This window comes from Micromonospora sp. KLBMP9576 (assembly GCF_050941805.1).
Lineage (GTDB): Bacteria > Actinomycetota > Actinomycetes > Mycobacteriales > Micromonosporaceae > Micromonospora.
The window spans coordinates 2,555,955-2,569,460 of record NZ_CP194567.1; the positions used below are offsets into that span (position 1 = coordinate 2,555,955).

Sequence of the window (13,506 nt, forward strand, 5' to 3'; positions counted from 1 at the left end):
AACGCCATGCACACCATCCACGCCGTCATCGCCTACCTGGCAACGAACTGGCAGCGCATGACCGATCCAGCTGAGGCCGAGCGAGGCGACAGCCCTGTCGGCACCGCCGTCATCACCGCGATCCTCGTCGCCGGTGCCGTCGTCGTTGCCGGCGCGATCGTCGCCGTTGCCAACGGCTGGGTCGCCCTCATCCCGACGCAGCCGTGACCCGGGCAGAGCCCACCGTCCGCCAGCGCCCCGCCGGACGCTGGCGGACGGGCCGCTACCTCAGCGACCGTGGTAGCTCGCCGGTGGAGTTCGCCGTCATAGCGCTGCCGATGATCCTGCTGACCTTCGCCGTCGTCCAGACGGGACTGGTCTTCTTCGCCCAGTCCATCGCGCTCGGTGCTGCCACCCAGGGGGTCAACGCGGCCCGGGGTTACCAGTCCACCGCCGCAACTGGCGAGGCGCGGGCCATCAATTTCCTGTCCGCAGCCGGAGCCGGGCTGGAGAGCGAACAGGTAACCGTCACCCGGACCGCAACCGAGGCACGGGTGACGGTTACCGGCCTAGCGATCACGGTGCTACCAGGGCTCAGCTGGACGATTACCAAGTCCGCGCACGGCCCCGTCGAACGGCCCACCACGCCATGAGCATCTCGAGGCTCCGGGGTCAGCGCGGCTCGGTGAGTATCGAGATGGCGGTGGTGACGCCGGCCGTCCTCGCGTTGCTCGCCGGCGCCGTCATCGGTGGCCGAGTCAACATCGCCCGCCAGGCGCTCGAAGCGGCTGCCTACGACGCCGCGCGCACGGCCTCCCTGGCACGGACGGCCGGCGAGGCGAGCGCGCAGGCGCTGGCCGCCGCCGACTCCACCCTTAACGCCCAGGGGCTGAGCTGCACCGGCCTGGACGTCACGGTTTCCACCGCAGGCTTCGGCGTTCCTGTCGGACAACCCGCGACCGTTACCGCCCGCGTCAGCTGCACCGCGACCTTCTCCGACGTCGCACTGCCCGGCATGCCCGGCACCGTGCCGCTCATCGCATCCTTCACCAGCCCGTTGGACACCTACCGGAGCAGAGCATGACTGCGCTCAGCCGCCGGCTCGGCAACGACGACGGCCGGGTCACCATCTGGTTCGCCGTCCTCGCGCCGGCATTCCTCGCCTTGATCGGCCTCGTCGTCGACGGCGGCGCCAAGGTACGGGCATATCAACGCGCGGACAACATCGCCGGCGAAGCGGCCCGCGCCGGCGGACAGGCCATCAAGGCTGGGCAGGCCATCGACGGTGGCACCAAGGAGATCGACCCCTCGGTCGCCGCCACCGCCGTCCAGGCCTACCTCGACGACCTCGACGGAGTCACGGGCATCGTCACCGTCGATGGCGCCCAGCAACTCACCGTCACAGTCACCGTCACCTACAACCCGATCCTGCTCGACCTGTTCGGCGGGGGAGTAGGCACGACGGCCACCGGCCGGGCGACCGCGACCCTGATCGCTCAATAGCAGCCCGCGAAGGAGCAACCGTGGCATGCACCGCACCCACGACCGGCCATGGTCGGCAGGTCCTCGCCGGCATCGGCGCCCTCGCCGTGGTCGCGTTGGTCGTCGCCCTGCCGGTTCTCCTCGTCTGGGCCGCCGGCAATCCGTTGCCCGGAATCGGCGGTTGGCTCACCGCACTCGCCGACGATCCGGGCACCGCCGCCGACCAGATCTGGCAGGCGCTGACCAGCCGGGACGACGGAGACCTGTTCCTGCAGACGTTGGCGCTGATCGGCTGGGCCGCAGCGGTACTGGCCGCGTGGAGCTGGGTCACATTCCTGGCTGCACTGGTCGTGGAGACCGTCGCGCAACTGCGCGGACGACGGCGCGGGCGGGTCCCGCGTAACACTGCCCGAATCCCTGGGACGCGATTGCAGCATCGTGCCGCTGCGGCGCTGGTGGCCGCCATCCTCGGTGCGTTCGCCGCGCCGACCCTGGCATCGGCCGCAGTGCCCGCCGCCATCGCCAGCCCTGCCATGGCCGCCCTCAGCCAATCGAGTGCAGAAAGGGCGGCACCGCGTACGGCCGCACCGACGCAAGCCCCGGCCGCCACCGGGTACCTGGAGCACTCGGTGGAGCGCGGGGAGAACCTGCTCGACATCGCCGAGCGGTACAACGTGTCCTGGCAGCGTCTGGCCGAGGCCAACCAGGGTCTTGCGCAGCCGGACGGGCGGAGCCTCCAGCCGGGCAACACCCGGATCTACGCGGGCTGGACCCTGCGGATTCCAGGGGTCACCTCCCCGGCCGTCAGCACCACGTCGGCGCAGGCGCCGGCCGCAAGGAGCGGACCACTGATCTACGAGGTGGCGCGGGGCGACTGGCTGGCCGGTGTCGCCGAGCGGTTCCTCGGTGACGCCGACCGTTACTCCGAGATCGCGGCGATCAACCCGAGTCTTGAGCGGCGTGACCACCGATTCCCGCACCACATCGAGCGCGGATGGCACATCGCCCTGCCCCAGGACGCCCGCGATCGTGGCCCCGCTGACCACGCCCAGGGCAGGATCGTGGCTGGCGAAAGGACCCAGCCGGCCCCGAGCGCTCCCGAAGGCGACGACCGGTCGACGGCGCCCCGCCCACCGAACGACGCCGAGATCCAGCAGGGTGTCCCCGCCCCACCGGCGCCGGCTCCGGCAACGCCGGACCGCCCGAGCGCGTCCCCTGTCGTAACTCCATCCGCCTCGGCCAGCCCGCCGAGGGCGTCCGAACCGCCGGCTACGGCACGCCCGACCGACGACCCAGCCGCCTCGGTATCGGACCATCGCTCCGATCAGCCAGCGGGGGACAGCGACAGCGATGTCGACGAGGCGATCGTCCTGGGCTCGCTTGCCGGGGCAGGACTGCTCTCCGCGCTGCTACTCACGGCAGTGATCCGTCGCCGAGGCCGGCAACGCCAGCACCGCCGGCCCGGCCGCCGGCTCCCGCACCCCCGCGGGGGCGCCACGGAACGAGCGCTACGCGTGGCCGAGCAGCCGGCAGACGTCGACCGGCTGGACCTCGCCCTGCGCAGCCTCGCCGCGGCGCTGGCCGAGCGGGAACAGCCCCTGCCGGACATCGCCGCTGTGTGGATCGTCGACCAGGCCGTTACGGTCGTGCTCACCGAGCCCGGCCCAGAGCCGCCCGCACCCTGGATCAACGACCGCGGGCACTGGACCCTGCCAGGAGACGCCAGAATGCCCGTCGTCACCGAGCAGTTGGCTCCGCTGCCCACTCTCGTCGCTGTAGGGTCCCAGCCCGGTCGACACCTGCTGCTCGACCTCGAACGCCTCGGCAGCCTCACCCTCGCCGGCGACCGCGAGCGCACCCTCGCGCTGCTGCGTTACCTCGCCTGCGAATTGGCCTGCAACGCCTGGTCCGACGAGGTTGAGGTTATCGTCACCGGCTTTCCGGCGCAGGAGACCGAACTGCTGATCGCCCTCAACCCGGACCGGGTGCGCGTGGTCCCGTCGGTCGGTGAGGCCGCGACGCGGTTGCGGCGCCGCGCCGCAGCGGTGACAGCAGCCCTCAACGCGTCTGGAGCAGCCGACACCTTCGCCGGTCGCATCACCGACCTCGGCGAGGCGTGGGCGCCTCAGGTGCTACTCGTCGCTGATCCCAACGAAGACGACCTTGGCGTGCTCGACGAGCTCGGAGAGGAACTGCGAGACACGGGCCGGTGCGCCGTCGCCGTGGCGAGCACGACCAGAGCCCGCGCGACCGCCGGCCCGAACACTGCCATCATCGACGAGGACGGCCTGCTGCACCTCGCCCTGCCGTTCCTCCTCGTCGAGGGCAACGCGGCAGGACTACCCGTACGCGAGCTGGAGCCGCTCGCCGAGATCATGGCGCAGGCGCGGGCTGCCACGGACGAGCGGACCCCGCCGGCCGCCGAGCCGGAAGCGTGGGCGGACGGTACCGACGCCGCCGGCTCGGTGCTCGATCTGTTCACTGCGGGCGAGCCTGCGGCGGCAGCAGGATCCGATGACGTAGAGGCCGATACGTCGACTCCGCCCGATCCCATCGTCGCCGTGCCCCGCATCGGGCGCACCCGTACGGCCACCACCGTTCCACCACGCGAGGTCACCGCCGCGATTCGTCAGCGTCGCCGCCAAGCCGACCCGCAGCTTGATTCGGACCTACGGGCCTGGCGCGAGCAGGACAAAACCCGTCCCCGCATCAGCGTCCTCGGGGCGGTCGAGGTCGACGCGCCCGGCCCGGTGCCCGACCAGCGCCGCCGATTCCACGCGGAACTCATCGTCTACCTGGCTCAACGCGGTGCCCGCGGAGCATCCGCCGAGCAGCTCACCGACGCGTTGTGGCCCGATCAACAGGTCAAGGACGCCAGCCGCCGGGTCGCCATCACCCGGGCCCGTCGGTGGCTGGGGGAAACCCCGGACGGCACCGCCTGGCTGCCCGAGATGGGATCCGACCGGCTCTACCGGCTGAAGTCGGGCTATCTGCTGGACTGGCACCTGTTCCGCCGGCTGCGAAGCCGCGGCGAAAGTCGTGGCGCCGCCGGAGTCAAGGATCTACGAGCCGCATTGGAGCTCGTTCGGGGCGTACCACTCGACGGAGCCGAGCGCGCGTACGCGGCAGGCGCCCGCAACCCCTTCACCTGGTTGCCCGAGTCCGACATCTACCCGGGTCATCTCACTTCCGCGATCGTGGATACCGCCCACGAACTCGCCGAGCTCTACCTCGACGCCGGTGATTTCACCGGCGCGCGCTGGGCCGTACAGCAAGCCTGGCTGGCCGATCCGGAGCGTGGCGACGACGGGCCCTGGCACGACATCATGCGAGTTGCCCATGCCGAGGGACACACCGCAGAACTGCGCAATCTCCTGGGGGAGCTGATGCGGGTCCGCGAGGCCGAGGTGCCCGAGGACCTGGCGCCGGTTACGTACGCCCTGCTGCGCGAGCTCCTGCCGGATCTGCTCGCTGCCAGCAGCAGCACCGGATAGATCGAATGCGCAAACCGACCGATGGGCGCGGCGGACCGAGACCGCGAACCGAATGTTGCACCACCGACCGAACGGAGTGAACGGCCTTGCTGACATCGAACGAAGCTGGCGGCATGGAGTACATCGAGGCAACGAGGAGGGTTGGCGCTTGCCTGGTCGAGGCTGCAGACGACACCACTGCGGCAGCAGCCGTCCAGCTGGCGATCGAGGCGTGGAAGCGCCTGGCCGGAACCGACCTCGCCTGGGACCACTGCGGCCTGGAACTGCTCGACATCCGGGCCCGGCTGTACTCGGAATACGACGACGTGGTCGTGGACGCTGCGGCGCCGGTTCGCGATGACGCCGAGACCCGGCTGGCCGTGACGACGTTGCTGGAGCAACTCGCGCGGTACCACGAGCGTCTGGCCGCCGACGATCATGAGGGCCTGACTCGGCGGCTCAGCCACGACGCCGGCGCCCAGCAGCTACGGCGTGCGGCGGCGGCCCTGGCATGACCGTTGGCCACTGGTACCGGGAGGCGTACCAGGCCCTGCGTGTGGCCGCTACGGCAATGGGACAGCGGCCCGCCGACAGCGCGGCCGACATCAACGCCGCCGTCATCGCCAGGTCTGCCGTCTATGCGCAGTTGGCCCGAGCGACCGAACTGCTGGTCGGCGCCCGACCGGCAGCGGAGGTACCGGATCGGGCCGGCGCCTCGACCATCCTGAGGCGACGCGGGCAGCGGCTGACTCAGCTCTACGTCGGGCTCCGGGCTGCCACGATCGTCGACCGGCAGTTTCCGCCGTCTCCCGTCGCAGTGACCGCCGAACCGGCGCGTTCGCTGCACCGGGCTGCGGACGCAGTCGCCGTGATCGGTGACATCCTCGCCAGCCACGTTCCGCCAGGGCAGGGACCCCGAACACCGGAAGGGCTCGCGATTCGAGCCGGCGGGGGTGTCCAGTCGGGTATCGCCGAGATCGCCAGGCTCACCTCGAACGCGGTCATCGTCGACATCGCGCTGCCCGGATGGCTTAACCACGGGCGCGGACACCTGACCGAGATCTACCGCCCAGCGGCGGAGACCGCCAGGTGGACCGCCAACAGCGGCCTTGGAGGAATAGCCCGGGAACTGATCGCCGCTGGGCGAGGACAGCCACCGTTGGATGGACTCGACATCGCCCGATCCCCGCTGAATCCCGCGCCCAGCGTCCATACCGTCGACGATGCGGTCGCTGCCATGGCCGCCGCGCGGAGCTCGATGTGGCAGAACCCAGGGCAGGTCACGGGAGCACATCTGCAGCTTGGAACCCAGCTCGGCCTGGCCGTACACATCCTGATCAGCGGCGGTGCCCCGAGGATGGTGGGCGGTTGGCGACAGGCCGCCATCGCGGCCGCCGACCTGCGGGCCACCCCGCCGGTCGGTGCGGGCCGCGACGCTGCCGCTGAGCTGGCCGAAGTCCTGCGCTGGGCGCGAACACAAGCAGCCGCCGGCGGTGACGGGCACGCGCAGCTGCGCGACAAGCAGGTCGTACGCCTCAGCTCCGAGCTTCCGTTCCTGGCAGCCACCCTCCACCGGGGGCTGTCCGCCGCCCTTCAGCGAGGCGAACTGTTCGTCAAAGCCGAGGGGCCCTTGGCGCGTCCAGCCGGCTCGCTCATCTTCCGTGCCGCCAAGCGATGGCGGTCGGCCGTCAGCGATGACGATGTGGTGCAGGACTTGAACCGTGGGCTGGCGCAGCGGCAGCCAGACAACGACGGTAGAGGGACCGTGGCGCAGGCGTTTCCTCGACCTCCGCGACCGAGAGCTTCGATGGCCCAGACACCGACCCGAGCAGCCGATGCAGTGCCGGGACAAGGCCGCCGCCGAACGCGATGACGCCCAAGAAGCGCTTCGTGTCGGGTGAGTGACCGCGTGCCATGAATTCATTGACGCTGTTGATCTCTGTCCAGTACGGTTCGTGTTCGCAAAAGAGCCGAACGACGTTCAACGGGGGAACATGAGCGGCTTCCATGTGGATCCGGCCGGCCTGAACGGGCTGTACAACGTGCTGCACCGGGCATCCGGCGACGTCGGCGACACGCTCACGTACGTCCAGCGTCATTGCGACCTGACTTTTGCCGAGGAAGGTCTGCTGGTCATCTTCGCCAGCCCGCACAAGCTGGTGTACGACCGGATGACGCAGGGGCTACAACGGTTGGAGACGGTCAGTCGGAGCGCCGCCACGCATATCAACCTCGCCCAGCGCCACTACTCCACCTCGGATGCAACGGCGGCAAGCCGGGTTGACCAGACCTATCCGGGCGCGAAAGACCCGGCGGCCATGTGGAGCGCGCTCACCACCGGCCGCCCCGACCTGTGGCCCACGGCTCCTCGGTCTCCCTTCGCTGATGTAGCCGAGCCAACCAAGCACCTGGTGTCGCCCAACTACGCGACCGCGGTCGAGATGTGGAAGATCAACCCGCTCGCGGATCTGATCAGCCCTGCTGCCTGGCTGCGCCAGGTCAGCGTGTGGCTGTTCGGGTACGACCCCTTCGAAGACTGGAGCAAGCAGCTCAGCGGCGACTGGGACGCCTACATCCACTGCGCCGCAGCCTGGCGGATCATCGGCAATGCGGTACTCGATGTCGGCCGAAACCTCGTCACCACTGCAGGGGACGTACCAGACGTTTGGGGTGGCCAGGCTGCGGAAGCCGAGCAGGAGTTCCAGCTCAGGCTCGGGAATGCGGCCATGGCCTTGCACCCGATCTGCGACCAGTACGCCGAGCTCTACACCAAGGCTGCCGTGGCCGCCAAACACCTCTTCGATGTGGTCAGCGGCCTGATCGCGAAGCTCATCGACGTCCTGATCGTCATCAACCTCGCCTCAGCTGTCGGCACGGCGACGATCGAGACGGGGGTCGGGCCTGTCATCGGTTACGGTGTGGCTGCCTATTACGCCTGGCAGGCGTACGACCTCTACAACGAGATCTCGACCTTCTACGGCAACGCCGAGGCCACCTTCAAGGGCATCGCCGGAACCATTGGCATGATCCAGGCAAGCGCGGCTGTCTCCGCGCTTCCCGACCTCAAGCCCTATCAGCACCCCGGACAGCAGGGATAGGCCATGACCGACGAGATCCACCGCCAACCACTGGCCCGCGCGGTCCTGACGACGCTCGCCAGGAGTCGCGGCGGCGACGACCCACTGGGCTCCCTGGCCCGCACCGTCCTCAACGGCGAGGCGGACCTGCGTACGGCGGCGGCGTTCTCCTGGCACGGCCGGGCGCTGGACGACGCCTTCACGGCGTCGCTGCGCGAACGGGAGGCCGTCAGCCGGGAGGATCGCGCCGAATGGGAGCGGCAGGCGCAGCAGCTTCGTGACGCGGGTGCGGCGCTGACCGTCGAGGTGGAGCCTCTGGGCGGTGCCACCAGCGAAGACCGGGAGGAGCGGCGGTGAACGCCGGCATGCGATGGAGACTGGCTATTCCGCTGATCGGTCTGAGCCTGCTGATGGTGGTTCCAGCCGTCTACGGCACCTGGGTGTTCTGGTCCGACTTTGGAAACACCTACCGGTCGCTCAGCGTGGTGATCTGCCTGGCTCTGCTGGCTCAGTTGGGGTTGGCGGTGTCGATCGGCGTACGGCCGACCCGGGATGTGCCCTGGCCACGGATCGGCCTGATGGCGGTCACCTTCTTGGTGGCCTGCGGTGTTGCTGCGGTGCGGAGGTCGGTCTGACATACACCGCACCGAAGCGGGTCGTTGCTGTTGCCGATCAGACTCCTTCGTGGAGCCTGGCCTCACGGTCATCGCGCACTTGAGGCCGCCCCGCACCTTGGATCAACGCTTTGCTGACTGCCAAGGGCGTCCCGGCCGATGGCCTGCTGGACGACGAGCGTCCATGCGTGGTGCTGCACAACCAGGCAGGTACCTCGCTGGAAGCAGAGAGCTCCTGCCGCAGGCGGCCCGCTCCGGATTCAGCGCAGGTCGGGTCCGCCCTCCACGGCGAGTTCGCCGAGCACGCTGAACCGGTCGTCGCCTACGTCGCTCGGGTCGTCCGTGTCCTCAACAATGAAGGCTCCGATCGGTTCTTCGTCCAGAAGCTGAGGGTACTTCTCCAGCAGGAACCGGCGCCGGTACGCCATGTCGGCGGTGTCGACAATTCCCTCCAGAGTGGTCCAGTTGAGGGTGCCGCCGACCAGGATTCCGGCTACCGGCACGACCTTGCCGAGGCCCTTCTTGGTGAGGGTGTGGCCGACCGCTTCGGCGAACCGTCCGGCGATCCGGGCGACGACCGAGTCGTTCAGAACTTTCCACGTCTTACCGCGGACGAGTGCCTGGGTGAGGCGCGAGATGTCGGCGAAGGCGGCGTTCTTCGCGCCGACGGACGCGGCCGTCCCGGCGTTGACGACGGATAGGACGAAGAGCTTCTCGGCTGGTTCTTCGGGGTCGTAGCCGTACAGCAGCGAGACATGGCCGACCGCGCGGGAGGCGAGTCCGATGACGATGGCGGCGTCGCCGGCGAGAGCGCTGACGATAGCACCTCCCGACGGCGCCGCCGCCGCACCGCCGGAGACCGCAGTAGCAAGCTCGCCTCCCGAGATCACCAGCCCCGCACTCATCCCCGAGACTGCAGCAGTAGCCGGGTAGTACCAGCTCAACGCCCGCCCTCGGACCGCGTGGATTTGCTCGAGGTCGAGGCGCCGCAGGTCGGAGAGCTTGGTGACGTCGTGCCCGCGCTTCTGGTGTAGCTCCACCACCCGCTTGGGCGAGAGTCCCGCTCGCGAAATCTTCGCCACCGTTCGCTGCATCGAGCCCAGAGCACTGCCACTCCAGTCCGCCGCGCTGGTGGGGAGGACGCCGGCGGCTTTGCGAGCCCCGGTGCCGATGGCGCTCGCACCCTTGGCGACGATGCCGCGCCCCCGCGATACGACTGAGTGGGCTCCCTGGTGGTTTTCCAGGTACGTCGCCGCGCGCCGACCGAGTGCCGCGGCGCCGTTGGACACGCCCTCGCCGGCGCTGCGCAACGCGGCCGACAGCGGCCTGCCCTTGAACCGCTGAATGTCACGCCACGCCGCAAGCTCGTACTCCGAGGGTTCCGCCATGTCGTCAAGGTTAGTGACCCGAACCGCCGCTCATGAACAGGTAGGCGGCGGAGTTAGCATTGGCCCGATTGGCCTTAACCAAGTGGTGCAGGGCTTTGAACCGGCCCAGCCTTGTCCCACTCACCGAGTCGCGGCCCTTGACATGATCACGTGCGCGGATTTGCCGGCGGCCCTGCGTTACTAAATGTGGACGGCGAGCACGGGCGGTCACCCGCGCTCGCGAGCGAGCATCAGCGGACTGGATTCCAGCGACAACGGCATGACGCCAGGGTCGAGGTGGACGTGCGCTTCGGGCTGAGCGGTCGAATCAGACAGCGCCAGACACCGCCGGGCGAGATCCCGCAGCCCGGCCGAGTCGCCGTAGATCTCAACGGTGCCGTCGCGGACTTGAACGATGATGAATCCTCCTTCAGCCGGTGCGATAACACCTCGCTGGGAGTCGTAGCCAGGTACGGGTAGTGTCACCTCATTCGCCAATACAGTCTCACCGAGACCGGCCAGGATGTGGCCTCCGCATCTGCCGCTGGCCGTGTGTCACACAGCGTCACAGCCGGTCGATCAAGAGGTGCTCGGTCTTGCCGACGAGAGTGCGTTCGCAACTCCAGTTTCATGGCCCACTGATGGCCATCTTTGCCCAGCGGGGTATCAGGCCGCTGGGATGAAGCGCCGGAAGGGTCCTGCGGGTGAGTGCGGCAGTCCGATCAGATGAGTGCCGGACACCGGCTCGCTGCTGGCTAGGTGACTGCCGATCGTGGAGGTCAGGCTGGCGGCGACGGCGGCGATGTCGGCGGCGGAGCCGTGGAAGGTGGGGACGGAGCAGCCTCGGGTTGGAATGAGTTCGTCCTGAGCGGACACGTCCTTCCAAAAGGTGTGGAAGGGTTCGAGTGCGCCGTCTGCGGTGATGATCTTGCCGGTCTGCTGGTCGATGGTGTTCGGCCCCGAGGGATTGGTGGGGGCGCTGACGGTTAGCAGCCCGAGGGTGCTGGTCCCTGCATCTGTTGCGGCCTGGGCGAGTAGCGGGCGGCCTGTGGCGGTGGTTAGTTCGTCGAGTAGTTGGCCGATGGCGCGGGAGATGGTGGCGTCGATGATCAGGTCGGTGTCGCCTAGGAGCATGGCCAGGTCGTCCGGGATGACACTGGTATGTGCCTCCACCGCGATGTCATCGCGGATGGCCGCGAGACGCTGGCGCAGCGCTTCGGCTTTTGCCTCGCCGATGTTGTCCTCGGCGAAGTTCTGACGGACGAGGTGCCCTCCGGTGACGGTGGCGGGGTCGCAAAGGATGAGGCGTTTGGCGCCCGCGCGGGCGATGAACTCGGCGATCCAGGATCCGAGGCCGCCACAGCCCCAGATGTGGATCGTCTTGCCTTGGTAGGCGTTGGTCGGGCGGTTGGTGTCGCGCCGGGTTGTGACGCTGTCCCGTTCGTCGGACACTGTGCACCACTCCACGGGTGTCTGGTTGTCGAGCGTCTCAGCTTTGATGTTGAGGACAAGGTCGCGACGGTATCGGACGCGTCGGCGGAGCTCGTCGGCTGCCACGGCGGGCACTTGGCCTGCGAGGAGATGTGGAGGCCCCCCGTTGGGGTGCGGGATCGCGAGAATGAACGCTTGGGGCGCGCCCACGGGATTTCGGCTCGCGGCAGCCGCGAGCGCCGTGAGGAAGGCCGCTGCTTGAGGCAGGGGCGGCGGCGTGGCGAAGGCGCCGGGCGCGATCGTGGTGTCGAGCAGCGTCAGCAGTTCATGCAGTCGGGTACCCGCTCCGAGAGGCAGCGGGTCCGCTACCTGGAAGACCACGGTCCGGTGTTGGTCGGGGTGACCGCCGGCGTAGTGGAGGTCCTGGCGGTGCGCCGATCGCGCGGTGAGGAAGGCCGGCTGTGCCTTTACGTGTTTGCCGGACTCGCGAACAACGACGGTGGGGGTGCCGGGTGTGTGGTGGAGGATGCCGCCGACAGCATGGAACAGGGCCGAATCGGGGTCGAACTTGGCCGCTGCGGCGTCTGCCAGCCACTCGTGCAGCCGGTCGATCGCACTGGCGAAGCCGCGCTGCGGGTTCCACTCTCGCGCGGGATCGAGGTAGATGCACAGCCGCCGTCCCTGTAACACGTGCGGGTAGCCGAGGAAGCGATTGTGGTCGACTTCGACGAGCGGTGGCGAAAGTCGGTTGGGGCCGATCCGCAGCAGGAAGTCCTCCTGCTCTTGCAGCGGGAGACCGTGGGGCGCGCGAGCCAGGTCGCCGGTCCGCAGCCGGATGCGCGCTTGGACGAGCCCGAGGCCAATGAGCCGCGGCCGGTCGAGGAGCTGGAAGTCGTCCGGTAGGGCGGCTGCGACCGCACGCAGTTCACGGATGGCAGTCTCCTGCCAGTCCGTGAACTGGTTGCGCTTCCGTTTGGTCACCGACGGTACAACTCATTACCCGGCTCGACCTGAGCGGCCAGACGAGGAGGTGTCGGGTGGTTCGTTCCCGCCGGTGACCCCGCCCGCTGCTCCGGCGTCCCCGAACTTGGTGCTCGACGAGGAGGTCTCCGGAGCCTGGAACTTGTCGCCGAAGAGCCCTTGCCACTTCTTGACGCTCTTCTCCTCGTCGGTCTCGTGGTAGGCGTCGTGGATCTCGGCTGCGTGGGCGTGGATACGGTCGCGGAAGTACGAGTAGGTCTCCTGGCTCCAACGGTGGTCGAAGGTGACCGACGGGTTGGAGGGGTCGGCGATGGACGGCTTGATCCAGTTCTGCTGGAGCCACTGGTCGAGGTCGCTGACCATATGCAGCAGGGCGGTGGGCAGGTCGCTGTAGTAGCCGGGGTCGCTGATCTTCTTCCACTCGGAGACCTGCTCGCCGAGGACTGTGGTGATGAGGATCGACTTGGTCCCGGTGAACGAGTTCTTGTGGTCGCGCAGGAACTTCAGCAGGCGGATGACCTTGCGAAGATTGCGGTTGGCGATCTTGTCCTTGTCCTTCATCCACTGGGTGAATCCGGACGGGTTGGTCGTCTCGAACTGCTCGTCGTCCCGGTTGATGATCACCTGACGGCCGTCGCCGAGGATGACGTACGGGACGATGTCGACGTGCATCTGATTGTTTGCGTACTCAACGTAGACGCAGCGACACTTTCGGTTGTGTGGCATGTCGCCGTAGATTGAGTGGTGGTGGATAACGTGGTAGACGGCGTTGATGTACTTCTGCACGTCGTCTGACCAGTCGGGTTCCTCCTTCATCTGAAGGAGGAAGTCCGCGTCGAACGGCTTGCCGTTTTGCGGGCTAATGATCGTCTCCTGGGCCCAGGAGCCCTGCGGGATCTTCGTGACGATCCGCGGGCCGAGGCCCGGGTCCGCCTTGAGGGCCGCGTAGATCGCGTTAACCCGGTCGGCCAGTTTGTCGAGGTTGAACTGGCTGAGGTTGACCGTGTTCTTCAGGAAGTTGCTGAAGTAGTCGGTGTGCTTCATCGGGCTTCCCCCATGGCGATCGGTGGTGAAGCGGCGACGACCGGCATGTCCGTTCCGG

General features: G+C 68.4%; 14 protein-coding genes. 10 read left to right on the forward strand and 4 right to left on the reverse strand.

The window, feature by feature from the left end; translation table 11 throughout:
• The first annotated feature begins 6 nt into the window (after window positions 1-6).
• From ACQ452_RS11510 to ACQ452_RS11555, 10 genes are all read left to right on the forward strand, one after another.
• A complete protein-coding gene (locus tag ACQ452_RS11510) occupies window positions 7-207 on the forward strand; it encodes a hypothetical protein (RefSeq protein WP_334606059.1) in 201 nt (66 codons plus the stop codon).
• Window positions 208-290: 83 nt separating this feature from the next.
• Window positions 291-632, forward strand: coding sequence for a TadE/TadG family type IV pilus assembly protein (locus ACQ452_RS11515; RefSeq protein WP_433392997.1), 342 nt, complete (start codon window positions 291-293; stop codon window positions 630-632).
• Entirely contained in the window at window positions 629-1,063 is a 435-nt protein-coding gene (locus tag ACQ452_RS11520) for a TadE/TadG family type IV pilus assembly protein (protein WP_433392999.1), read from the forward strand. Before ACQ452_RS11515 ends, ACQ452_RS11520 begins: the two co-directional genes overlap by 4 nt.
• A complete protein-coding gene (locus ACQ452_RS11525; RefSeq protein WP_433393001.1) occupies window positions 1,060-1,482 on the forward strand; it encodes a TadE/TadG family type IV pilus assembly protein in 423 nt (140 codons plus the stop codon). Before ACQ452_RS11520 ends, ACQ452_RS11525 begins: the two co-directional genes overlap by 4 nt.
• Window positions 1,483-1,568: 86 nt before the next feature.
• On the forward strand, window positions 1,569-4,955 hold the full coding sequence (locus ACQ452_RS11530; protein ID WP_433393003.1) for a LysM peptidoglycan-binding domain-containing protein: 3,387 nt from the start codon (window positions 1,569-1,571) through the stop codon (window positions 4,953-4,955).
• A 113-nt stretch (window positions 4,956-5,068) separates the two neighbouring features.
• Complete coding sequence (locus ACQ452_RS11535) at window positions 5,069-5,449, forward strand: hypothetical protein (RefSeq protein ID WP_433393005.1); 381 nt, start codon at window positions 5,069-5,071, stop codon at window positions 5,447-5,449.
• Window positions 5,446-6,807: a hypothetical protein gene (locus ACQ452_RS11540; protein ID WP_433393006.1), complete on the forward strand. Its 1,362-nt coding sequence runs from the start codon at window positions 5,446-5,448 to the stop codon at window positions 6,805-6,807. The genes ACQ452_RS11535 and ACQ452_RS11540 overlap by 4 nt, the downstream gene beginning before the upstream one ends.
• An 82-nt stretch (window positions 6,808-6,889) precedes the next feature.
• On the forward strand, window positions 6,890-8,032 hold the full coding sequence (locus tag ACQ452_RS11545; protein ID WP_433393008.1) for a hypothetical protein: 1,143 nt from the start codon (window positions 6,890-6,892) through the stop codon (window positions 8,030-8,032).
• A 3-nt stretch (window positions 8,033-8,035) separates the two neighbouring features.
• Window positions 8,036-8,368 (forward strand): hypothetical protein, encoded by a 333-nt coding sequence (locus ACQ452_RS11550; RefSeq protein ID WP_433393010.1) that lies wholly within the window; start codon window positions 8,036-8,038, stop codon window positions 8,366-8,368.
• A complete protein-coding gene (locus ACQ452_RS11555; RefSeq protein WP_433393012.1) occupies window positions 8,365-8,646 on the forward strand; it encodes a hypothetical protein in 282 nt (93 codons plus the stop codon). The genes ACQ452_RS11550 and ACQ452_RS11555 overlap by 4 nt, the downstream gene beginning before the upstream one ends.
• A gap of 239 nt (window positions 8,647-8,885) precedes the next feature.
• Here the strand turns inward: ACQ452_RS11555 and ACQ452_RS11560 are convergent, their stop codons facing one another.
• The 4 genes from ACQ452_RS11560 to ACQ452_RS11575 all read right to left on the reverse strand — a co-directional run bounded on the left by ACQ452_RS11560 (window position 8,886) and on the right by ACQ452_RS11575 (window position 13,448).
• Complete coding sequence (locus ACQ452_RS11560) at window positions 8,886-10,013, reverse strand: EcsC family protein (protein ID WP_433393013.1); 1,128 nt, start codon at window positions 10,011-10,013, stop codon at window positions 8,886-8,888.
• 207 nt (window positions 10,014-10,220) lie between these two features.
• On the reverse strand, window positions 10,221-10,490 hold the full coding sequence (locus ACQ452_RS11565; RefSeq protein ID WP_433393015.1) for an Imm32 family immunity protein: 270 nt from the start codon (window positions 10,488-10,490) through the stop codon (window positions 10,221-10,223).
• A gap of 168 nt (window positions 10,491-10,658) precedes the next feature.
• Complete coding sequence (locus ACQ452_RS11570) at window positions 10,659-12,404, reverse strand: ThiF family adenylyltransferase (protein ID WP_433393017.1); 1,746 nt, start codon at window positions 12,402-12,404, stop codon at window positions 10,659-10,661.
• 15 nt (window positions 12,405-12,419) lie between these two features.
• Entirely contained in the window at window positions 12,420-13,448 is a 1,029-nt protein-coding gene (locus ACQ452_RS11575) for an SMODS domain-containing nucleotidyltransferase (RefSeq protein WP_433393019.1), read from the reverse strand.
• Window positions 13,449-13,506 lie beyond the last annotated feature (58 nt).

Bases quoted from the DNA above. Each gene is read 5' to 3' on its own strand.
- ACQ452_RS11540 (WP_433393006.1), top strand. From the start codon at position 5,446: ATGACCGTTGGCCACTGGTACCGGGAGGCGTACCAGGCCCTGCGTGTG.
- ACQ452_RS11560 (WP_433393013.1), bottom strand. From the start codon at position 10,013: ATGGCGGAACCCTCGGAGTACGAGCTTGCGGCGTGGCGTGACATTCAG.
- ACQ452_RS11575 (WP_433393019.1), bottom strand. From the start codon at position 13,448: ATGAAGCACACCGACTACTTCAGCAACTTCCTGAAGAACACGGTCAAC.
- ACQ452_RS11520 (WP_433392999.1), top strand. From the start codon at position 629: ATGAGCATCTCGAGGCTCCGGGGTCAGCGCGGCTCGGTGAGTATCGAG.
- ACQ452_RS11510 (WP_334606059.1), top strand. From the start codon at position 7: ATGCACACCATCCACGCCGTCATCGCCTACCTGGCAACGAACTGGCAG.
- ACQ452_RS11550 (WP_433393010.1), top strand. From the start codon at position 8,036: ATGACCGACGAGATCCACCGCCAACCACTGGCCCGCGCGGTCCTGACG.
- ACQ452_RS11535 (WP_433393005.1), top strand. From the start codon at position 5,069: ATGGAGTACATCGAGGCAACGAGGAGGGTTGGCGCTTGCCTGGTCGAG.
- ACQ452_RS11525 (WP_433393001.1), top strand. From the start codon at position 1,060: ATGACTGCGCTCAGCCGCCGGCTCGGCAACGACGACGGCCGGGTCACC.